We start from the raw sequence: 19,771 nt of genomic DNA, 5'->3' as shown, positions 1-19,771 counted from the left end.
TTACACGGCCCAGCAGCAGGCCTGGGGCGCCATGTACGAGCCGGTGCAGAAGCAGGCCCTGTTCCTGGCGTTCCTCGACGACTTCTGGCGCCTGACGTGGCTCTTCCTGCTCCTCATCCCCTTCCTGCTCCTCATGCGCCGGCCCCGCCCGGTCCCGTTTTCCGTCCGAGTGTAGGTCAGTCGGAGGGGGCCTCGACGGCCCCCTCCGAGGCCTCCCCAAGGAATCGGTTGCGCGGGCGAAGCCCGCGCTCGAAGGGTGTTACTCCGATAGGCTCCTGAAGCCCCGCCGGTTGCTCCAGAAAAATGAGCCCCTTGCCTCATCGACGCGACGGCGGCGCGCGCCCCAAAGTAATAGGCAAGCTCGGACGCGGAGGGCGCGCCATGGAGCAGATCGTTCTCTGGCAGCAGAAGTGGGGGCTCAGCTTCCACATCCCCTGGTATCTCTTCCTGGGTGGACTGGCCGGCGGCACGATGACGATCGCGGGCGTCGCTGACCTGCTGGCGGGGCGGCGCGAGAGTTTCCGTAGCTTCGCCCGAATGGCCGGCTACCTGACGGTCCCGGCGATCCTGCTCGGAGGCCTCTCCCTGAGCTTCCACCTCGGCAAGCCTGAGCGGGGCTTCGCGTTCCCGCTTTTTTTCACCAATTACCAGTCGTGGATGACCATCGGCGGCTGGATCCTCGGCGTCTTCGCCCCGCTGAGCGTGGCGTACGCCGCCGCCTGGCACTTCAACCTCGGGCGTCGGCTGAGGCTCGTGCTGGCGGCGCTCGGCATCCCGCTCGGGCTGCTCATGTCGCTGTACACCGGGTGGCTCCTCTCGGCCACGTGGCTGGTCCCCGGCGGTCGCTGGTTCGTGCCGTTCTGGGACGGCAACTATCTCCCGGTCCTGTTCCTCCTTTCGGGATTCTCGACTGGTTTCGCCGCATGCGGCCTGGCCGGTCTGCTCTCTGGGAGCCCGGATCGGACTCGGGCGGGCACGGCGTCGGAAGGAATCTGGTCGGGAGCCGAATTCGCAAGCCAGGCCGACGTCGTCACCGTTCTTGCGGAGGGTGCGTGGGTTTACCTGTTCCTGGCGTCGCTTGCCGTGGGGACGCTGGGGCAGCAGCTCGCGTTCCGGTTTGTCACCCGCGGCGACCTCGCGCCCTGGTTCTGGTGGGGATTCGTGGGGCCAGCGCTCGCGGCGCCGCTCCTGGCCAGCGTGCTCTACGCCATCGGCGAGCGCCTCCTGCACGTTCGCATCCGCTGGATCCTCTACGCTAAGTTTCTCCTCGTCCTCGTGGGCGGGCTTCTGCTCCGCTACGTCGTCGTGTGGGGAGGAGATTTGAAGGGCCCGCTCGTGTTTCCGCCTTCCCTGTGGCCGGTCCCAGGCCCCGGCGTCTCCGCGCTTCCCGGCATCGGGGGGTAGGTCCGTCGGAGGGGCCCGGGTACCCACGCCGGAGGCGCACCCGCGCCACAGGCCTGGGTCGGCCGAAGGCGCGGGGAGTCAGGCGTTCACCATAATTCCGCGCCGCGGCGGAAGTCGTGGCGAAGCACCCCCGGGCAGCCACCGCGCGCAGTGCGGGATTTTCCGGGTGGGCATCTCAAGTGTTTCCCCACTTGGATACTCAGGGCGCGGGCCTGTAACTTTTCCGGTGATTCCTGTCTGGGTTCTCCGGATGACACAGCGCGCATGTCCTCGTGGTTGAAGCTAACTCGGCAGGTTCACCAGATCAGGAACAATGGCAACACGACTTCCGGCGACACGACTGATGGCATTCGAGTCACTCTGTTCTCCACTGGCAACACCCTTCAGGACAACCATCTGAAGAATAACGTGACGCACGACTGCCATGACTTCTCCAGTGGGGGAGGAACCGCGGGAACGGCCAATTTCTGGCTCAACAACCACGGCGAGACGTCGAGTCCGTCAGGCCTGTGTAGTGGGGGAGCCGATGAGGCGAGTTTCGTCACCTCAACCGGCTATGGCTGGGATGCGAGCTATCCGTGGTATGCAGCCTTCGACGTAGCTGCTGAATACGATTGGGCGACAGCGTATGCGACGATCGATACGGAAAGCCTTCTCCAACTCGTGCCCGAGATTCCGGCGGGAAGTATTCGCGGGCTGACCTTAAGCCCATCCCCATAGGGCACCAACATAAAGTAATCTCGACTCGCACGTGTGTTCGCGGGCTGGTGCGAGACCGACGGGACTACCCCACGGCTGCGACTCGCCCTCTCGCTGGGGCCGGAGCACAGGTCACGAGGCGTCTGACTTCCCGAGCTGCTCCTCAAGGAAGTGGACGAGCTTCCGCAGGGGTGCCGATTTGGCCATGAAGACTCGCCCGCCGATGACCCCACCCCGGGCAGCAACCTCCTCCTGCGTGACCGCCGCGGTCAGGAACACGAGCGGAACGTGCTGGAGGGCCTCGTCCTCCCCGATCTCGGCCGCCACTTCGCCGCCGTCCACCTCCGGCATCATGATGTCCAGGACAATCAGGTCGGGCTTGAAGTCTCGGGCAGCGGCGACGGCTCTCGTGGGCTCGGATTCCGTCCTCACCTCGTAGGCCCCGATCCCCTCGAGCGCCGTCTTCAACACGTCCGCATAGTGCGCGTCATCATCAACGATTAAGATCCGCCGCTTCCCCATGGCCATCCTCTCCTCTGCGGACGGTCAACTCGCGAGCTGCCTCAGGACCTGGACCCCTTCGCGCGCGATCCGGATCCGCTCGCTCACAGCGTCGCCTAACGCTCGACGTGGCGAGGCAGGATGAAGGAGAACGTCGAGCCTTTTCCGACCTCCGACTCCACCCAGATACGTCCGCCATGGAGCTCGATGATCTGTTTGGCGATCGCCAGGCCCAGCCCGCTGCCGCCCTTTCTCCGCGCCGGTGAGCTGTCGGCCTGCTGGAACTCCTCGAAGATCCGCTGCTGCTCGGCGACGGGGATCCCGGGACCGGTATCGGAGACGGAGACGAGGTAGCAGTCGTCCGAAACCCTCGCCTCCACCCGCACCTCGCCACTGTCCGTGAACTTGATCGCGTTGCCGACCAAGTTGACGAGCACTTGAGTCATCCGACGCTCGTCGCCCCGGCCGCGGGGGAGGCCGGGCGGCACCGAGACCTGCAGCGCAACGTTCTTGGCCGCGGCGAGGGGTTCCGCCTGGGTGATGACCGCCTTGACCACATCCCTCAGGGAGTAATCGGCCAGCGCGAGGGTGAGCTGGCCCGCCTCGATCTTGGACAGGTCCAGGACATCGTTGATGAGGCCCAGGAGATGGCGACCGCTCTTCTCGATGCGCTCCATGACCTGTCGGATCTTGTCCGGCACCTCACCGTAGATGCTGTCAACGACCAGCTCGGTGTAGCCCAGGATCGAGTTCAGGGGAGTCCGCAGCTCGTGGGACATGTTGGCGAGGAACTGGGATTTGTGGCGGCTGGCGATCGCGAGCTGGCGCCCTTTTTCATCGAGCTGCTGGAAGAGTCTGGCGTTGTCGATCGCCACCGCGGCGTGGGCAGCGAACGTCTGAAGCAATTCCGCCGTCCGGGGGTCGATCGGGACCCGGCTCCGCCGGTTGTCCACGCTGAGCACCCCCACGGGCCGGCCGCGGGCCACCATCGGGACGAGCAGGAAGCTCTTCGTACGCAACGGATGCAGGTTGGAATACGGCGGCCGGAGCCGGAGCTCGGCGGGGACTGGGTGCTCCTCGTCGAAGAACATCGAGCGGTTCTCCCGCAAGCACTTGGTCATGGCCCCGGCTTCAGCAAGCGGGATCTGGAGTCGCTGCGCGGCGGCCCACTCCTGCTCTGACAACCCGGCGCCCGCCAGCATGGCCACCGCGTTCTCGTCGGCGGTCAGGCCCCAGATCAAGCAGCGGTCGATGACGACGACCTGGCGGGCACCCTCTAGGACCCGGCTGAGCTGCTCCTTGAGGGAGAGCGGCTCTTGCATGGCCGTAGAGAGCCGGTAGAGCTGCTCGAGGTTCCGCGAGAGTTTCTCGAGCTGGATTCGCTGGCGCTCGAGCGAGCGCTCGGCCCGCTTGCGCTCGATCACCCGCCCGAGCTGGGTGCCGATGTGCGCCATCACATCCAGCAAGGGCTCATTCGGCTCGAGCGGCACAGGCGAGAAGAACTCCAGCACCGCGACCACTTCGGCCCCGGCCAGCACAGGGAACCCAAACGCGGCTCTGACCCCGATATCCGTTGCGACCTTCGCCCTCGGGAAGTTCGGATCCCTGGTCACGTCGATGATCCAGGCCGGCTTCCCGCTCCTCAAGACCCGACCCGGCAATCCGATCCCGGGGGGAAAGCGCGTGCTCTCCGTCACGCGCCGGAAAGTCTCGAACCGGTCCGGCTGGTCGAGGTGCCAGAGCCCTGTCGGGACCAATGCTCCGGTCCCGTCATCCGCCAGGAGATATCCATGCCCGACAGGCCACCCGGTATATGCGCAAACCTGGTCGAGGGCGATCTGCATGGCTTCCTCGACGTTGGACGCCTCGTTGGCCGCCACAGCGACCGCCTGGAGCAGGCTCACCTGCGCCTTGCTCTCCCGCAGCGCCGCCTCGGCCCGCTTGCGCTCGGTGATGTCGCGGAATGTTCCCGTATAGAACACCTCGCCGTCCAGCTTCGCCTCGGTCACCATCACTTCCATCGGGAACGTCGAGCCGCTCACGCGCCGGCCGAGCATCTCACGATAACCGCCCGACGACACGAGGCCGGAAAGCGTGGAGTGGACAGGGCCGGCGGCCGCGCCGGGACCGCCGCTCGATGGCGGGCCCAGAAGACGCGTAATCGGCTCGCCCGTGAGCTGGTCTCCCCGATACCCGAAGATACCCTCCGCAGCGGGGTTCGAGGAGGTGATCCGCAGCCCGTCCTTCGAAAAGGTGATGATGCCGTCCATCGCCGTGGTGACGATGGCCTGAGTCTTGGCCACCGCGCGCTCCAGGGCGTCCATCACGCGGTTGTAGAGCTGGGCGATCTGCCCGACCTCGGTGAACGGCTCCACCGGCGCCCGCAGGCTCAGGTCCTGGGTCTTCTCCTGGGAGGCCATGACCGTGAGCAGGTCGAGCACCTCCGTGGTGGCACCGTGCTCGGCCACATTGAGGCCGGCGTGCTCCTGGTCCGGCGTCACGCGGAGGCGGTGGACCCGGTTCACGATGTTGAACACGACATAGCTCACCCCGAACGTCCAGAGAAAGCACGCCGCTATCCCCAGAAGCTGGACCTTGAGCTGGGCACCGAAACCCAGGCCGGTCCCCAGCATCTCCGGCCTGCCGAACAGCGCGACGGCCAGCGTCCCCCACATGCCGGCCCCGAGGTGAACGGGAATCGCCCCAACGGCGTCGTCGATTCGAAGCCGTTCCAGCAAGCGATCCGCGGCCAGCATCACGACCCCGCCGACCGCGCCGATCAGCGCTGCCGCGAGAGCCGAAACCGCGTGGGCGTTCGCCGTGACCGCGACCAGGCCGGCCAGTGAGCCGTTGATGACGAGATCGACGTCGGCGCGCCCCCGGATATACCAGCCGATCCCGAGCGCGGCCACCATCCCGGTCGCCCCCGCCAGCACCGTGTTTGCGATGACCGGAGGCACGTGCTCGTTCAGGGCGAGGGTGCTGCCGCCGTTGAAGCCGAACCAGCCGAACCACAGGAGCATCACGCCCAGCATCGCCAGGGGGACGTTGGCGCCTGGTGGCCTTCTGGGCGGGCCGTCTTGGGGGAAGCGGCCAGCGCGCGGCCCAAGAATCAGGAGCGCGGCCAGGGAAACCCAGCCCCCCACGCTGTGAACCACGCTCGAGCCCGCGAAGTCAACGAACCCGTTTTTCCCCAGCCAGCCGGCCCACGACCCTTCGTACTCGCCGTTCCACGCCCAGTGCCCGAAGACGGGATAGACCAGGCCGGAGGCGAGGGCGGCCGTGATGAGATAGGCGCTGAAGCGCATGCGTTCCGCGACCGCCCCCGAGACGATCGTCACGGACGTCGAGCAGAACATGACCTGGAACAGGAAGAAGACAGCCAGCCACATCCCGCCCTGGCCGATCGGGAGCATGAAGCCCGTTGATCCGATCCATCCCGCCTTCGACGCGCCGAACATGAGCGCGTACCCGAGCGCCCAGAAGAGGATAACGGAGATCCCGAAGTCGGTCAGGTTTTTCATCGCGACGTTGATGTTGTTCTTGCTTCGCGTCAACCCCGATTCCAGACAGAGGAATCCCGCTTGCATGAGAAACACCAGCGTCGCGCTGAACGCCACCCAGAGGACGTCGGTTAATGGTTTGTCCATGACTGTGTCTACGATCGCCACGTGGCCAGCCACTGAGCGAAGGCGTCGGGCGGGACCGGCCGGCTGAAGAAGTACCCCTGGCCTTCGTCGCACCCGAGATCCAGGAGGGCGTCGACCTGCTCTCTGGTCTCCACGCCCTCAGCGACGACCGCCAGCCTGAGCGACCGCGCCAGGGCGACGATGGCCTCGGCGATCGCCAGCGCGTTGGGGTCGGTCGTGAGGTCGCGGACGAAGGACTGGTCGATTTTCAAGATATCGACGGCGAAGCGTTTGAGGTAGCTCAGCGACGAGTACCCGGTCCCGAAGTCGTCGATCGCGATGAGGAGGCGCATCGCCTTGAGGTCGGCCAGGGTACGGGTGACCGCGTCGGTGGGATCCATAAGGAGGCCTTCGGTCAACTCGAGCTCGAGGAACCTGGGATCGAGACCCGCCTCGGCGACCGCGGCGGCCACGCTCTCCCGCAGCCGGGCGTGGCGGAACTGCCGCGCCGAGAGGTTCACGGCAACGCGCAGGGGCCCGACGCCGCCCGCCTGCCAGGCCTGGGCCTGGGCGCACCCGGCGCGGAGCACCCACTCCCCGATGGGGATGATGAGACCGCTCTCTTCCGCGAGCGGGATGAAGGCCCCGGGCGGCACCAGACCGCGCTCGGGGTGGTGCCAGCGCAGGAGCGCCTCGACGCCGGTCACGCGCCCGGTCTTGAGCTCCACCTGCGGCTGGTAGTAGAGCTTCAGCTCGCCCCGCTCGAGGGCGCGGCGCAGGCCCGCCTGAAGGGCGAGGCGCTCGAGGGCGCTGGCGTTCAGGTCGGGCGTGTAAAAGCGGAAGGCGTTGCGGCCCTGTTCCTTGGCGCCCGACAGGGCGGCGTCGGCGTTTTTGATAAGCGCGCCCGCGTCGGCGCCGTCGGCGGGGTAGACCGCAATGCCGACGCTCACCGTCACGAACAGCTCGCGCCCGGCCACCAGGAACGGCACGGCGAAGCTCGCCAGGGTCCGCTCGGCGACCACGGCCGCCAGCTCGGCCCGCCCCAGTCCCTCGAGGACGATCGCGAACTCGTCGGCGCCGAGGCGCGCGATCGAGTCGACCGCGCGTACGCACTGCCGGAGGCGTTCGGCCACTCCCTTGAGGAAGAGGTCGCCGGCTTCGTAGCCCAGCGACTCATTGATCGCCTTGAAATGGTCGACATCGACGAGCATGACAGCGAGCGGCTGTCCGCTCCGCTCGGCCCGGACCTGAGCGCGGCCCAGCCGGTCCTGGAAGAGCGCCCGATTGGCGAGCCCGGTCAGCGCGTCGTACTGGCTCACGTAGTCGAGGTCGCGGGTAACTTCGGTCACCCGGCGGGCGAGCTGGGCCTGCTCCTCGTCGCGGGCGAGCAGCAACCGCCGCCGCTCCAGGGCCCGCTCGGATGCGTCCAGGATGTCGCGCCTGCTGACGGGCTTGACAAGGTAGTCGGAAGCGCCCTGCTTCATACACTCGACCCCCACCTGGACGTCGTCGGCCCCGGTGAGCATGACGATGGCTGCGGTGGGGTCGAGGGCCCGGGCGGCCTTGAGGAACTCCAGGCCGTCCATCCCAGGCATCCGGACGTCGCTGATGGTCAGGAGCGGACGGCTTGCGCGGAACTGCTCAAGCGCCTCCGCACCGTCCCCGGCCTCCTCGCACTCGTAGCCCCGGGCGAGGAACGCCTGCCGGAGGATCTCCCGGGCCTCGGCGTCGTCATCCACGATGAGCACCAACCGGCGATCCATAGCCCCTCCCGCTGATCTCGCACCGGAAGACGCAGATTTACACCGTGTTCAAAGGGCTCGGTGCCTGGACGGGGCACCACTCAAGGAGGCCACGCACCCGAGATGCTTCCCCGCTCCCCTGTTCCCCCAAACGCTGGACGTGTTGGTCGGGGTGAGAGGATTTGAACCTCCGACCCCCTGCTCCCAAAGCAGGTGCGCTACCAGGCTGCGCCACACCCCGAATGTGCAGTCACGAGTATAAGTGGCGCGCGAAGGCCGATCAAGGCTCGGCCGCGGGGAACCACGCGAGGAGAAGCTCCCGGGCGAGCGCCACCGCGCGCGCCCGGTGGCTCACGCGATTCTTGACCTCCTGCGCCAGCCCGGCGAAGGTCTGGCCGAGCGGCGGGTAGAGAAAGATCGGGTCGTAGCCGAAGCCGCCCGTCCCCCGCGGCGCGAGCGTGAGGCGCCCCTCCACCGTCGCTTCCACCACGCGCTCGCGCCCCGCGGGATCGGCGAGCGCGATCACGCAGCGAAAGCGGGCGGTGCGGCGCTCGGCAGGCACCCCGCGAAGCGCTTCCAGGAGCCGGGCGCAGCGCCCGGCATCGCTCAACCCCGGACCGCCGTAGCGGGCGCTCGCGACTCCGGGCGCGCCGGCGAGCGCGTCCACCTCCAACCCCGAATCGTCGGCGAGGGCCAGCGCACCGGCGAGCCGGGCGGCCGCGCGCGCCTTCGCCAGCGCGTTGGCGGCGTAGGAGCCGACCTCTTCCGGGGGCAGTCGCGCTTCGGGAAACGCCGCGAGCGGAACCACGTCGAACGGCACCGCGCCCAGAAGGCTCTCGAGCTCCCGGGCCTTGGCGGCGTTGAGGGTGGCGAGAACGAGGCGGGGCTTAGAGGCGTGCCGGAAAACTCGACTCGAATCCTCCAATCGTCGACCCGCACCCGGCCGAAGCGTTCCCAGCGCGGGCTTGGCCCGCGCGATTAACTCGGGCCTCGCGCGGCGGGCGGCCTGCCTCCCGGCATGGCCGACCCCGCCACGCTCGAACAACGGGGGGAGGCATCGGAAGGGGGGCGGAGCCCCCCTCCGAGGATTTTAGAGGGAGAAGACGGCGTCGTCACGGGCCTCGAGGGCCCGCCGCTGAAGGGCCACGAGCCGGGCGATCCCCGCCTCGGCCAGGGCCAGCATCTCCTGGAGGCGATCGCGTCCGAACGGCATGTGCTCGGCGGTCCCCTGGACCTCGACGAACTCCCGCGCTCCAGTCATGACCACGTTCATGTCCACCTCGGCGGAAGAGTCCTCGACGTAGTCCAGGTCCAGCACCGGCAGGCCGCCCACGACGCCCACGCTGACTGCGGCCACGCAGTCGCGGAGGGGCAGGCCGGGCAGGAGGCCGCCTTGGACCAGCTTCCCGAACGCGTCAGCGAGGGCGATGAAGCCGCCGGTGATGGCGGCCGTGCGGGTGCCTCCGTCGGCCTGGATCACGTCGCAGTCCACCCAGAAGGTGCGCTCGCCGAGCTTGGCCATCTCGACCACCGCGCGCAGGGACCGGCCCACGAGCCGCTGGATCTCCTGAGCGCGCCCGCCGGTGCGGTTAGCCTCCCGGGTCATCCGCGTCGAGGTCGCGCGCGGGAGCATCCCGTACTCCGCCGTCACCCACCCCTGCCCCTGGCCCCTCAGGAACTGGGGGACCTTGTCGTCGACGGAGGCGGTGCAGATGACCCTGGTCTCGCCGAACTCCACGAGCACCGAGCCCTCGGGATGGCGGAGGAAGTTCCGCGTGATCCTGACCGGCCGGAGCTGATCCGGGCGGCGCCCGTCGTGGCGCATCAGCGCGCTCCCTCCATCAGGATAGCCCGCATCTTCTGATCGTAGCGCCGCTTGTACTCGGCGAGCCCGGCGTAGATCGCGCGGGCGACCTGCTCGCGGTACCGCGAGTCCATGAGCTTTCGCTCTTCCTTCCGGTTGGTGACGAAGCCGATCTCGACCAGGATCGCCGGCATGGCGGCGCCGCCCAGCACGTAGAAGCCCGCCTGCTTGACGCCCCGGTTGGCGATCCTGAGCGAGCCGGTCATCGAGTCGAGGACGATCTCGGCGAGGCGGCTGGATTCGGTTTGGAACTCGGACTGGGCCAGGTCCCAGAGGATCGTCTTCAGGATATCCAGGTTCCCGCGCGGGGGGCGGGTCTCGAGCTGGATGACCCCGTTCTCCAGCGCCGCGACCTGCCGGGCGTCGTTGTCCGACGCCTCCGAGGAGAGGAAGTAGGTCTCCACCCCCTCCCAGACCGAGGCGCGATGGGCGTTGGCGTGGATCGAGACGAAGAGATCGGCCCGCTGGGCGTTGGCAAACGCGGTCCGGTCCCTCAGCGGGACGAAATAATCGCCGGTCCGCGTGAAGGCCACCTTGACGCCGAGCCCCTCCTCCAGCATCTTCGCGACCCTGAGCGTCACGTCCAGCACGACCTCCTTCTCCTGAAGCCCGTTCGGCCCGACGGCGCCCGGGTCGTGACCGCCGTGCCCGGCATCGAGCACGATGACCTTCAGGGGACCCGCCTGGGTCCTGAGCGTGTCGGCGCGCTCCCGGGCGCGGTGGAAGTCCAGCACCGCCCGGTAGGGCTCGCGGAGGACGCTCGTCTTCGCCTCGCCCAGCGGGGCCTCGAGGCTCACCCTGAGCAGCGCCTCCGCTCCGCGGCGCTCCAGGGAGAGGCCACGGATCAGGCCGTCCCGAAGCTGCTCGGCCTGCTCGTGCTCCACCGCGAGCCCCGACAGCCTGACCCTGACCTCTGAGGGACCGAGCTCCAGCTCAAACTCGAACGGGTCGCTCGCCTCCAGCACCACCCGCGTGAACGAGGGGTAGGAGCGGAACCGAAGATCCTCGAGCGCCGCGGCCGCCCGCGCAGGCTTCACTCGCGGCTTTGGTGGCGGCGGGCGCGACTCGCCCACACCGACGGCCGGCACCAGGAGGGGAAGGGCCTTGGTTAGAAACTCCTCCGGGACTGCCCAGCCGCTGGAGAGGACGCGCACCGGAGCCGAGAGGCGGACCGTCTTGCCCTGCACGACCACCTGGGCCCGGTCCTTCACGAGCCGGGCCGCCCGCGTGCCGACCTTGAACGTCGCCCTGGTTCCTTTGTCGCTCCACGCGGCCTTGACCCCGAGGAGCCGGGCGAGGCGGCTCAGCGAGACATAGCCGACCCCGTCCTCGGTCAAGAAGACGGGAAGCTGCCCGCGCTCCTGGCCCCGGATCTCGACCGAGAGAGTTCGGCTTTCCGCGGTTCCCTCGAAGAGACCCAGCAGGAGACTGCCCAGGACCCATCCGGCCAGCAGGCATCGCATCGCGAGGCGGGCTCCGTCCGTAGGGCGTATTCTAGCAGCAGCGGGCCCGCCGCAAAACTTTTTACAGGACCGCGAAAACAAAGATCGGGGCTCGAATCCTCGAGCCCCGATCCGGTTGGTGGAGGCGGCGGGAATTGAACCCGCGTCCGGAAACCCTCAGCGTCAGGCTTCTACATCCGTAGCTGGCATTCTTGCTCTCGCCCCCCAGCGCTCCTGCCAGCGGGATCACCGGGGAGCCAGCCTCGAAGGTTCTCGCCCCTCACCCCGAGGCCGGGATCAGGGCCAGCCACCAGAGTATGACGCCCCAGTTCCGGATCCCGGTGGCCCGACCCGGCGGGACGTGGCCGTCTTAAGCGGCCAGGGCTAGCTGAGTGTCGGCAGCTATAACCGTCCTCTCGGTTTTACGAGGAAAGAGGACCTCGGGACGCCGCCTGCGCCTCACTGATCCCCGTCGAAACCGGTCGCCCCCTCCTTTCCGTTTCTGATCTGGCTACTCGCGGGAGCGGCTGCGGATAGCCTTGTCCATCTCCCGGCGGGTCTCGCGCTCGCGAAGGGCCCGGCGCTTGTCGTAGAGCTTCTTGCCCCGCGCCAGGCCCAGCTCGAGCTTGGCCCGGCCATGCTTAAAGTATAGACGAAGCGGCACCAGGGTCAACCCGCGCTCCTGCGTCTTCCCCAGGAGCCGGTTGATCTCGCCCCGGTGCAGGAGGAGCTTCCGGCGGCGGTCGGGATCGTGGTTGGCGTCGGTCCCGTGATGGTAGGGGCTGATGTGGCACCCCAGCAGCCAGACCTCGTTGCCCTCGACCGCGGCGTAGCTGTCCTTGAAGTTGGCCTTGCCCTCCCGGAGGGACTTGACCTCGGTGCCCCGGAGGACGAGCCCGGCCTCGTAGGTCTCTAGGATCTGGTAGTCGTGCCAGGCCTTCCGGTTGGTGGCCACGGCCCGCTCGGCGGCCTTCCGGTCCCCTTGACTTGGCGCCATCGCCGTGTAGTATCGTGAGGCTTGCCCGGAGCCGAAGTGGCGGAATTGGCAGACGCGCTAGATTCAGGGTCTAGTGCCCGCAAGGGTGTGGGGGTTCGAGTCCCCCCTTCGGCACCAATCCTGACCACCACTTAGCCCGCACCCCCATCATAACCGCGCGGCTCTCCACTCTCCAGTGCTAATACTGGTGTCACTCCGCTCCGGGGCGACCCGCTCCGCCGCCTGCTTTACTCGTGCGGCAGTCGGCATGCGCCCACTCGTCGCCCGCTGCCACCTGGGTCTCGACCGGCTGTACCGGTGTATCGCTGACCGAACGCGTGCCCAGGAGCACCTCACGACCGCGGCGGCGCTGTACCGCGAGATGGACACGGGCTTCTGGCTGGCGCAGGCGGAGGCGGAGCTGGCGAAGATGGAATGAGGGCAACGACGGGGTGAGCCGCCGAGATGTATTACATCCGATACCCTTGACACGAGCAGACGAGGCGTAGAGAGTATGGCTCATGGCTTCCGACCCGCTCGACGCCCGCTTTGATCGGCTTCGACAGGAACTCCAGCACGATATCCAGACCAGCGCCGCAGAGACTCGCCGACATTTCGAGGTCGTTGGCGAGAGCTTGCGGTCCGACATCCAGCTAATCGCTGAAGGACTCACCGCGCTGGATGAAAAGCTTGAGCGCTTCCGCAACGAGGTTCGCCAGGAATTCAGCAAGGTGGACCGGCGGCTTCTGGACCTGGATGGGCGAATCGCCGTCTTGGAGCACCGTTAGGCTCACGTCTCGCCCGCTTCCAACCTTGGAGTCCCAACTTCCTCTGGCCGCCGAGTAGCAGGCGACGCTGCTTGTCCCCTCCCGTGCGGGGGCTAAGCTCGCCGTACTGGTTTCGAGCTTCCCCCGGACCGGAAAGAGGTCTGGTAACTGCAATTGCCCGCGAATGGAAGATCAATGACATCCTGCTCAGAGACCCCCTCTTTACCCCCACGAGCGGGGACGTACTTGGTTCAAGGCAGCCTATACCCCAGGACTTGGAGTGAGAAGTCTACGAGACTAGTGTCCGGGACCTCCTGGCTTTCGGCGCGCTGAAGTGCAGCGCTTTCATAGCATCAAAAAGCGATACGGGGTGGGAGGCGGCGAGATGATGGGGTCCAGGGGCTCCTGCTCCCACTCCCGCAAAACAACAGGACTCTTGTAGTTGTTCGGGATAAGGGCCTAGAATTCCCCTGCGGCTTGAGGATGGTTGGATGAGCCAGCTGGAGCCCTTTCCCATGGTATGGCCCGGGGGCTGTCCTCAAAAGCGGAAAAAAACCCGCGCGGACGTCATGCCTACGGCAGCGGCCCGATGAGATGGAATGCCTTTTTATAGGGGTGCAGCCATGACAGAGCCAGAGCTTCTCAAACGCATTACGGCGAACTCTGAGATCTTTGGGGGAAAGCCAATTATTCGTGGGATGCGAGTATCCGTGGAATTGATTCTGAGCCTATTGGCGCAGGGCGAGACCATTGACGCGATTCTCGCCGACTATCCTGACCTGGAGCCGGAAGATATCCGTGCTTGCTTAGCGTATGCGCACGCGGTGATTGCCAACGACTCTCTCGACGCCGTTCGAGTCGCAGACAAGTGAGGTTCCTCATTGACAGGTGTGCAGGGCGCCGCCTGGCAGAATGGTTGCGACGAGAAGGACGATGTGGTGGAGTCGCGGGAACGAGGCCCTGATCCCGGGGACCGCGTGCTCCTGGAATGGGCAAGCGCCCAAGGACGAGTGCTGATCACGATGGATAAAGATTTTGGCGAATTCATCTTCATGGAAGGAGTGTCTCACTGCGGCATTGTTCGTTTGCCCGACGTTCCCGCAGAGCGGCGCATTAAGCTGATGGAAAGGGTTCTGACAGATTACGGCCGGGAACTGTCGGCACACTCGGTCGTGACTGTGCGGGGTGGGCGCATTCGGATCTCACGCCCACCGCGATAGGGATAGCGGCCTTTCTGGAGGAGCTGCCGCTCCCGACCCGGGCTGTCAATGCATCGAAGCACGCCAATATCCTGACCGTGGCGGACCTGGTGCAGAGGACGGAGGCCGAAATCGAGAAGGTGAAGAACCTGGGAGGGAAATCCCTGGAAGAGATTAAGACTGCGCTCGCTGGCTTCGGGTTGTCGTTGGGGATGAGGATCGACCCCGCGGTCCTCGGCGCCGGCGGGCGTGGAGGGCTTCGATGAGACACGGCAAGGCCGGAAAGAAGCTGGGGCGGGTGAGCCCATCGCTGGGCCCGCCCTGTTCCACCACGAGCGGATCACGACCACCGAGGCCAAGGCGAAGGCGATTCGGGGCCTGCCCGATGGGATGATCACCCTCGCCAAGCGGGAGAGTCTCCACGCCCGCCGCCAGGTGCTGCGCCTCATGCCCGATGAGACCGTGGTGAAAAAGCTGTTCGACACGGTGGCCGCTCGCTACGGGGAGCGGCATGGTGGCTACACCAGGATCATCAAGGCGGGCAAGAGCGTAGGAAGGACAAAAGCCCTCTGCCGCCGCGGGTCCGCCCTGGGCCGAACCCCGTGCAACGGCGCGGCCACGGCGGCGCGCGAGCGGGGGTTGCGCTGCTTCAAATCGATGTGGGGGGTCCGGAGACGAAGATGTCGTTCCTCCAGTCGCGAACGCGCGCGGCCCGCGAAGGCTTTGGCAAGCCCGTCCGCCGCAAGGAGGACGCCCGCCTGCTCGTCGGCGCGGGCTGCTACAGCGACGACGTAAACCTGCCCGGCCAGGTCTATGCGTGCTTCGTGCGCTCACCGCACGCCCACGCGCGCGTCGGGCTGATCGACAGCGCGGCGGCGCGCGCCACGCCGGGGGTGATCGCCGTGCTCACCGGCGCGGACGCCGCCGGCGCCGGCGTGAAGCCGATCCCGCACACCCCGATGCCGGGAAATCCGTACGAAGAGGTGATCCGAAGCGACGACGTGCGGTTCGTCGCCCCGCATCCCCCGATGCCCGCCGACCGCGTGCGCTTCGTGGGCGAGATCGTCGCGATGGTCGTCGCCGAGACGCCGGCCGCGGCGCGCGACGGCGCCGAGCGCGTCTCCGTGGACTGGACGCCGCTGCCGGCGGTGACGGGCAGCCTCGCCGCCGCCGCCACCGACGCGCCCACCCTCTATGACGGCACAGGGTCGAACGTGTGCGTGGAGGCGGTGGCCGGGGATGCCGCGGCCGTCGACGCCGCCTTCGCGCGGGCCGCGCACGCCGTGCGGCTCGAGACGTGGGTGCAGCGTGTCACCGGCGTGACGATGGAGCCGCGCGCGGCGGTCGGCGCCTGGGACCAGGTGACCGGCCGCTACACCGTCTACGTCGGGGCCGCGGGTACGGGCCGGACGCAGACCGGTGTCGCCGGGGCGCTCGGCGTTCCCGAGAGCGCCGTGCGCGTCGTGGCGCGCGACGTGGGCGGGAATTTCGGGACCCGCAACAGCTGCTATCCCGAGTCCGTGCTGGTCGCCTGGGCAGCGCGCCGGGTCGGCCATCCCGTGAAGTGGACAGCCAATCGGCGCGAGGCGTTCCTGGCCGACTACCAGGGTCGCGATCTTGCCGCGCGCGCCGAGCTGGCGCTCGACGCCGGCGGCAACTTCCTCGCGTTCCGCGGCACCAACACGAGCAACATCGGCGCCCACGCCGTCTCGTTCCACCCGCTCAACAAGGGCATGGCGCTGACGGGCACGGTCTACCGCGTGCCCGTGGCGTCCGTACGCGGCCGCGCCGTCGTCACGAACACGTCGCCGACCACGCCGTACCGGAGTGCCGGACGCCCCGAGATCACGTTCGTCATGGAGCGGCTGATCGACCTCGCCGCGCGCCGTCACAGGTTCGACCGCCTCGAGCTCCGGCGCAAGAACCTCATCCCCGCCCGCGCGATGCCGTACCGGAACGCGGTCGGCGTCGTCTACGACAGCGGCGACTACCTGGCCGCGATGGACCGGGCGGTGGCGCTCGCCGACTGGGCGGGATTCGAGGCCCGCCGCGCCGAGGCGCGCCGCCGCGGGCGCTATCGCGGGATCGGCCTGGCGAACTACATCGAGCTCAACACCGGCTTTCCACGCGAGCGCGCCCACATCACCGTCCACCCCGAGGGTCGGGTCGACCTCGTACTGGGCACGCTCTCGTCCGGCCAGGGCCACGCGACGAGCTTCGCGCAGCTCCTGGTCGAGTGGCTCGGGGTCGAGCTGTCTGATGTGTGTCTGGTCACCGGCGACACCGCCGTGACGATTGTGGGCGGTGGGGCGCATTCGGCGCGCGCGCTGCGGCTGGCTGCCATCGTGATGGCGAAGGCCGCCGACCAGATCGTGGAGAGGGGCAAGCGGATCGCGGCCTGGCTTCTGGAGGCCGCCGACGCCGACATCGAGTTCGCCGCGCGGCGCTTCCGCGTGAAGGGCACGAACCGCGCGGTCGATCTGTTCGAGGCGGCGCGCGCGGCGCTGCGCGCCGAGGCGCCGGCGGAGTGTCGCGGCCCGCTCGCCGGCACGTCCGACGAAGAGCTACCCGTGCCGTCCTTCCCGTACGGCTGCGCGGTGTGCGAGGTCGAGGTCGATCCCGAAACCGGTGTGGCCGAGGTCGTCCGGTACACCACCGTGGACGACTGCGGGCGCGCCGTGAACCCCCTGATCCTCCACGGCCAGACGCACGGCGGCATCGCGCAGGGCGTGGGCCAGGCGCTCTGGGAGCAGTGCGCGTACGACGCCGAGACGGGCCAACTCCTGTCGTCGACGCTCATGGACTACCCCCTCCCCCGCGCCGACATGCTGCCGTCGCTCACGACGGAGATCAGCGAGGTGCCGTCCACGGCGCATCCGCTCGGGCTGCGCGGCGGCGGCGAGGGCGGCACGACGCCGGCGCTCGGCGCTGTGATCAACGCGATCTGCGACGCTCTGGCCGAGCTGGGCGTCGAGCACATCGAGCTGCCGGCGACGCCCGAACGCGTGTGGCGCGCGATCCGGGACGCGCAGGCGCGGAACGCTACTTAGCCGACACGCCGCGCATCGCCCCGAGACTCCCCGCTCAAACCACGCCCTCCCGGCGCAGGGCCGAAATGCGCTCGGCACTGTAGCCGAACTCGTGCTGGAGCACCTCGTCGGTGTGCTGCCCGAGGGTCGGCGGCGGCCGGCGGATGGAGGCGGGCGTCCCGGCCATGCGGAACGGGATGCCGAGCGTCTTCACCTCACCCGCCGCCGGGTGTCGCAGGCTCACCACCATCTCGCGGGCGGCGGTGTGCGCGTCGCTCAGCGCCTCCGACACGGTATTGATGCGCCCGCAGGGAATGCCCGCCGCGCGCAGCTTCGCGATCCAGGCTTCCGCGGAGTCGTTGCGCAGGATCTCGGCGATCATCGCATCGAGCGCTTCGCGGTTGACCACGCGCTCCCGGTTACGCGCGAAGCGCGCGTCCTCCGCCCACCCGGGATGCCCGAGCACTGCGGCGAACTTTCCGAACTGCGCCTCATTGCCGACGGCAATGGCGATCATGCCGTCCGCCACCGGGTAGCCCGTGTAGGGCACGATGTTCGGATGGCCGTTGCCGAACCGGCGCGCCTCGCTCCCCGAGGCCAGATGGTTGGCCGCCACGTTTGCCAGCAACGCGAGGCCCGTGTCGTAGAGGCAGACCTCGACGTGCTGTCCCCGGCCCGTCCGGTGCCGCGCGGCGAGCGCGCCGAGGATCGCGGCGCAGGCCAGCATCCCGGTCGCCAGGTCCACGATGGCGACGCCGTACTTCATCGGCGCGCCATCGGGCTCACCGCAGATGCTCATCAAGCCCGACTCCGCCTGCAGGATGAAGTCGTACCCCGGCAGGTCCGCCTTCGGCCCGGTCGCGCCGTAGCCGGTGATCGAACAGCGGACCACCTGGGGCGCGTGAGCCGCCGACCACTCGCTGGTGAAGCCCCATCGCTCGAGCGTGCCCGGCTTGAAGTTCTCGACTAGCACATCGCTCTTCCGGATGAGCCCCGCCAGGATGTCCCGTCCGGCGCTGGACCCCAGGTTGAGGGTGACGCTGCGCTTGTTGCGGTTGACGCCGAGAAAGTACGCGGACTCGCTCCCCACGAACGGGGGGCCCCACGCGCGCGTGTCGTCGCCGTTCCCGACCGACTCCACCTTGATGACGTCGGCGCCCAGCTCGCCAAGCGCCATCGTGCACCACGGGCCGGCCAGGACGCGCGTCAGGTCCACGACCCGGACGCCCTCGAGCGCGCCTCCCGCGTCCGCCATGGCCTCCCTCAGTCCGCCTCCGTTCGCCGGAGATGCGGCGGCTGGTTCTCGCCGCCTTCGAGACCTCTCAGGTATTCGTCGAGCGCCGCTTTGTTCTTGAGGCGAAACTTCCTGAAGTCCGGCTTGCGGTTATCGAGGAACGCGCGCATCCCCTCGAGGCTCTCCTCGGAGCCCCAGATGTGCGCCAGGAGCTCCATCCCATGCTGCCACGACGCGTACAGCTCGTCCGACTCGTGATTCAGGGACTTCTTGGTGGCGCGCAGGGTCTGAGCGCTGTGCCCCTTGATCGTCTCGCACCACCGGAGCGTCTCCTTGAGCAGTTCCCCTTGCGGCACGCACTTGTTGATGAGACCGATGGCCACCGCCTCCTGGGCGGTGAACGTGCGGGCCAGGAAGATCATCTCGCGCGCCAGCCGTTCGCCGATGAAGCGCGGCAGATACTGCGTGGCGCCCACCGTCGGGCAGGCCCCGACCTTGGCGCCGGTCTGGCCGAACACCGCGTTGTCTGACGCGATCACGAGATCGCACCACAACGCCAGCTCGTGCCCGCCGCCCATGCACCAGCCGTTGACCATCGCGATCACCGGGATGGGCAGACCGCGGATCGTCATCGCGAGCCCCAGCATGCGGTCGTTCCACATATGGGCGTTGGCGCGGTTCAGGCGCATCATCGCGTAGAAGTCGCCGCCGGCGGAGAACGCCTTGTCGCCGGCGCCGGTGATCACCGCGCACGCGATCGAGGGATCTTCGCGCGTCGAGCGCAACGCCTCCGTCATCTCGTCGAGCGTCTGTTCGCGGAACGCGTTGCGCACGCGCGGGCGGTTGATCGTGACCCAGGCGGCCTCGTCCCTGACCTCGAAGAGGATGTCGCCGTATCGCCGCTGGACGCCTCCGCTCGGTGTGGTCTTCTTTGGCCTGGCAGTCATGGGTCTCCCATCCTTCACGACGCTTGGTCGGATGCGCCCCCCCACTCCATCGGCTCCCTCCAACCGCCTAGATAATGCCCCACGATTTGGAGTGGTCGTGCGCAGGGGATGCCCTGCCGAGCGAATCCGACGAGCCGTAGCGGGCGGCGAAGCGCAGGTCGCCGAAGCGCTCTGAGCGGCTCAACAGCGTTGGGCCGCGAAGACTACCCCCCGCCCCGGGGGGATGGGGGGGCCAGCGGAGGCGGCCGAGCGAGCCAGGGCCGTCGAGGCGAGGAGGCCTGAAGCGAGGCAGGGCGCCCCGGCGCACGGCTGGCGCGGACTCGTGATCACTCCAAATC

19 protein-coding genes, 2 tRNA genes and 1 other RNA gene are annotated in these 19,771 nt (G+C 68.1%); 11 read left to right on the top strand and 11 right to left on the bottom strand.

From position 1 onward, the window contains the following. The 3 genes from HY726_05695 to HY726_05685 form a co-directional block, all read left to right on the top strand. A partial coding sequence (locus HY726_05695; GenBank protein MBI4608483.1) for a hypothetical protein occupies positions 1-175 on the top strand: 175 nt, incomplete at its 5' end. A 206-nt stretch (positions 176-381) separates the two neighbouring features. Further along, positions 382-1,404, top strand: a complete 1,023-nt coding sequence (gene nrfD / locus HY726_05690) for a polysulfide reductase NrfD (GenBank protein ID MBI4608482.1) — start codon at positions 382-384, stop codon at positions 1,402-1,404. 264 nt (positions 1,405-1,668) lie between these two features. Next, on the top strand, positions 1,669-2,124 hold the full coding sequence (locus tag HY726_05685) for a hypothetical protein (protein ID MBI4608481.1): 456 nt from the start codon (positions 1,669-1,671) through the stop codon (positions 2,122-2,124). A 111-nt stretch (positions 2,125-2,235) separates the two neighbouring features. Here the strand turns inward: HY726_05685 and HY726_05680 are convergent, their stop codons facing one another. From HY726_05680 to smpB, 9 genes are all read right to left on the bottom strand, one after another. Continuing rightward, entirely contained in the window at positions 2,236-2,625 is a 390-nt protein-coding gene (locus tag HY726_05680; protein ID MBI4608480.1) for a response regulator, read from the bottom strand. Positions 2,626-2,720: 95 nt separating this feature from the next. Then, positions 2,721-6,254: an ammonium transporter gene (gene amt / locus HY726_05675; GenBank protein ID MBI4608479.1), complete on the bottom strand. Its 3,534-nt coding sequence runs from the start codon at positions 6,252-6,254 to the stop codon at positions 2,721-2,723. 8 nt (positions 6,255-6,262) lie between these two features. Then, positions 6,263-7,996: an EAL domain-containing protein gene (locus tag HY726_05670; protein MBI4608478.1), complete on the bottom strand. Its 1,734-nt coding sequence runs from the start codon at positions 7,994-7,996 to the stop codon at positions 6,263-6,265. A gap of 143 nt (positions 7,997-8,139) precedes the next feature. Continuing rightward, positions 8,140-8,216, bottom strand: a tRNA-Pro gene (locus tag HY726_05665). 39 nt (positions 8,217-8,255) lie between these two features. Next, the gene (gene rdgB, locus HY726_05660; protein ID MBI4608477.1) at positions 8,256-8,900 is read right to left on the bottom strand and encodes an RdgB/HAM1 family non-canonical purine NTP pyrophosphatase; all 645 of its coding nucleotides are present in this window, start codon (positions 8,898-8,900) and stop codon (positions 8,256-8,258) included. Between the two features lie 165 nt (positions 8,901-9,065). After that, the gene (gene rph / locus HY726_05655; GenBank protein MBI4608476.1) at positions 9,066-9,800 is read right to left on the bottom strand and encodes a ribonuclease PH; all 735 of its coding nucleotides are present in this window, start codon (positions 9,798-9,800) and stop codon (positions 9,066-9,068) included. Continuing rightward, positions 9,800-11,302 (bottom strand): N-acetylmuramoyl-L-alanine amidase, encoded by a 1,503-nt coding sequence (locus HY726_05650; GenBank protein MBI4608475.1) that lies wholly within the window; start codon positions 11,300-11,302, stop codon positions 9,800-9,802. The genes rph and HY726_05650 overlap by 1 nt, the downstream gene beginning before the upstream one ends. A 116-nt stretch (positions 11,303-11,418) precedes the next feature. Then, positions 11,419-11,771: a transfer-messenger RNA gene (ssrA, locus tag HY726_05645) on the bottom strand. A 21-nt stretch (positions 11,772-11,792) separates the two neighbouring features. After that, complete coding sequence (gene smpB, locus HY726_05640; GenBank protein ID MBI4608474.1) at positions 11,793-12,278, bottom strand: SsrA-binding protein SmpB; 486 nt, start codon at positions 12,276-12,278, stop codon at positions 11,793-11,795. Positions 12,279-12,308: 30 nt separating this feature from the next. Here smpB and HY726_05635 point away from each other — a divergent pair. The 8 genes from HY726_05635 to HY726_05600 all read left to right on the top strand — a co-directional run bounded on the left by HY726_05635 (position 12,309) and on the right by HY726_05600 (position 17,273). Next, positions 12,309-12,395, top strand: a tRNA-Leu gene (locus HY726_05635). A gap of 130 nt (positions 12,396-12,525) precedes the next feature. Continuing rightward, positions 12,526-12,696 carry a hypothetical protein gene (locus tag HY726_05630; protein ID MBI4608473.1) on the top strand — a complete coding sequence of 57 codons (171 nt, stop codon included), beginning with the start codon at positions 12,526-12,528 and terminating at the stop codon, positions 12,694-12,696. Between the two features lie 82 nt (positions 12,697-12,778). Further along, positions 12,779-13,045 carry a hypothetical protein gene (locus tag HY726_05625; GenBank protein ID MBI4608472.1) on the top strand — a complete coding sequence of 89 codons (267 nt, stop codon included), beginning with the start codon at positions 12,779-12,781 and terminating at the stop codon, positions 13,043-13,045. Positions 13,046-13,647: 602 nt separating this feature from the next. Next, positions 13,648-13,896 (top strand): DUF433 domain-containing protein, encoded by a 249-nt coding sequence (locus HY726_05620; GenBank protein MBI4608471.1) that lies wholly within the window; start codon positions 13,648-13,650, stop codon positions 13,894-13,896. 9 nt (positions 13,897-13,905) lie between these two features. Next, positions 13,906-14,244 (top strand): DUF5615 family PIN-like protein, encoded by a 339-nt coding sequence (locus tag HY726_05615; GenBank protein ID MBI4608470.1) that lies wholly within the window; start codon positions 13,906-13,908, stop codon positions 14,242-14,244. After that, positions 14,241-14,489 (top strand): hypothetical protein, encoded by a 249-nt coding sequence (locus HY726_05610; protein ID MBI4608469.1) that lies wholly within the window; start codon positions 14,241-14,243, stop codon positions 14,487-14,489. The genes HY726_05615 and HY726_05610 overlap by 4 nt, the downstream gene beginning before the upstream one ends. A gap of 40 nt (positions 14,490-14,529) precedes the next feature. Beyond that, complete coding sequence (gene rplQ / locus HY726_05605; protein ID MBI4608468.1) at positions 14,530-15,018, top strand: 50S ribosomal protein L17; 489 nt, start codon at positions 14,530-14,532, stop codon at positions 15,016-15,018. Then, positions 14,904-17,273, top strand: a complete 2,370-nt coding sequence (locus HY726_05600) for a xanthine dehydrogenase family protein molybdopterin-binding subunit (protein MBI4608467.1) — start codon at positions 14,904-14,906, stop codon at positions 17,271-17,273. The genes rplQ and HY726_05600 overlap by 115 nt, the downstream gene beginning before the upstream one ends. Positions 17,274-17,307: 34 nt before the next feature. Here HY726_05600 and HY726_05595 read toward each other — a convergent pair whose 3' ends face one another. Both HY726_05595 and HY726_05590 read right to left on the bottom strand, forming a co-directional pair. Further along, positions 17,308-18,507, bottom strand: coding sequence for a CoA transferase (locus tag HY726_05595; GenBank protein MBI4608466.1), 1,200 nt, complete (start codon positions 18,505-18,507; stop codon positions 17,308-17,310). Positions 18,508-18,515: 8 nt separating this feature from the next. Continuing rightward, the gene (locus tag HY726_05590; protein MBI4608465.1) at positions 18,516-19,433 is read right to left on the bottom strand and encodes an enoyl-CoA hydratase/isomerase family protein; all 918 of its coding nucleotides are present in this window, start codon (positions 19,431-19,433) and stop codon (positions 18,516-18,518) included. Positions 19,434-19,771 lie beyond the last annotated feature (338 nt).

The organism is Candidatus Rokuibacteriota bacterium, assembly GCA_016209385.1.
Classification (GTDB): Bacteria; Methylomirabilota; Methylomirabilia; order Rokubacteriales; family CSP1-6; genus JACQWB01.
The sequence above is the reverse complement of the archived record's forward strand: the minus strand, read 5'-3'. Positions and strand labels throughout refer to the sequence as shown.

Bases quoted from the DNA above. Each gene is read 5' to 3' on its own strand.
- HY726_05600 (MBI4608467.1), top strand. From the start codon at position 14,904: ATGTCGTTCCTCCAGTCGCGAACGCGCGCGGCCCGCGAAGGCTTTGGC.
- HY726_05650 (MBI4608475.1), bottom strand. From the start codon at position 11,302: ATGCGATGCCTGCTGGCCGGATGGGTCCTGGGCAGTCTCCTGCTGGGT.
- HY726_05595 (MBI4608466.1), bottom strand. From the start codon at position 18,507: ATGGCGGACGCGGGAGGCGCGCTCGAGGGCGTCCGGGTCGTGGACCTG.
- nrfD (MBI4608482.1), top strand. From the start codon at position 382: ATGGAGCAGATCGTTCTCTGGCAGCAGAAGTGGGGGCTCAGCTTCCAC.
- HY726_05620 (MBI4608471.1), top strand. From the start codon at position 13,648: ATGACAGAGCCAGAGCTTCTCAAACGCATTACGGCGAACTCTGAGATC.
- HY726_05680 (MBI4608480.1), bottom strand. From the start codon at position 2,625: ATGGGGAAGCGGCGGATCTTAATCGTTGATGATGACGCGCACTATGCG.
- amt (MBI4608479.1), bottom strand. From the start codon at position 6,254: ATGGACAAACCATTAACCGACGTCCTCTGGGTGGCGTTCAGCGCGACG.
- rph (MBI4608476.1), bottom strand. From the start codon at position 9,800: ATGCGCCACGACGGGCGCCGCCCGGATCAGCTCCGGCCGGTCAGGATC.
- HY726_05630 (MBI4608473.1), top strand. From the start codon at position 12,526: ATGCGCCCACTCGTCGCCCGCTGCCACCTGGGTCTCGACCGGCTGTAC.
- HY726_05685 (MBI4608481.1), top strand. From the start codon at position 1,669: ATGTCCTCGTGGTTGAAGCTAACTCGGCAGGTTCACCAGATCAGGAAC.
- HY726_05590 (MBI4608465.1), bottom strand. From the start codon at position 19,433: ATGACTGCCAGGCCAAAGAAGACCACACCGAGCGGAGGCGTCCAGCGG.
- smpB (MBI4608474.1), bottom strand. From the start codon at position 12,278: ATGGCGCCAAGTCAAGGGGACCGGAAGGCCGCCGAGCGGGCCGTGGCC.
- HY726_05670 (MBI4608478.1), bottom strand. From the start codon at position 7,996: ATGGATCGCCGGTTGGTGCTCATCGTGGATGACGACGCCGAGGCCCGG.
- HY726_05625 (MBI4608472.1), top strand. From the start codon at position 12,779: ATGGCTTCCGACCCGCTCGACGCCCGCTTTGATCGGCTTCGACAGGAA.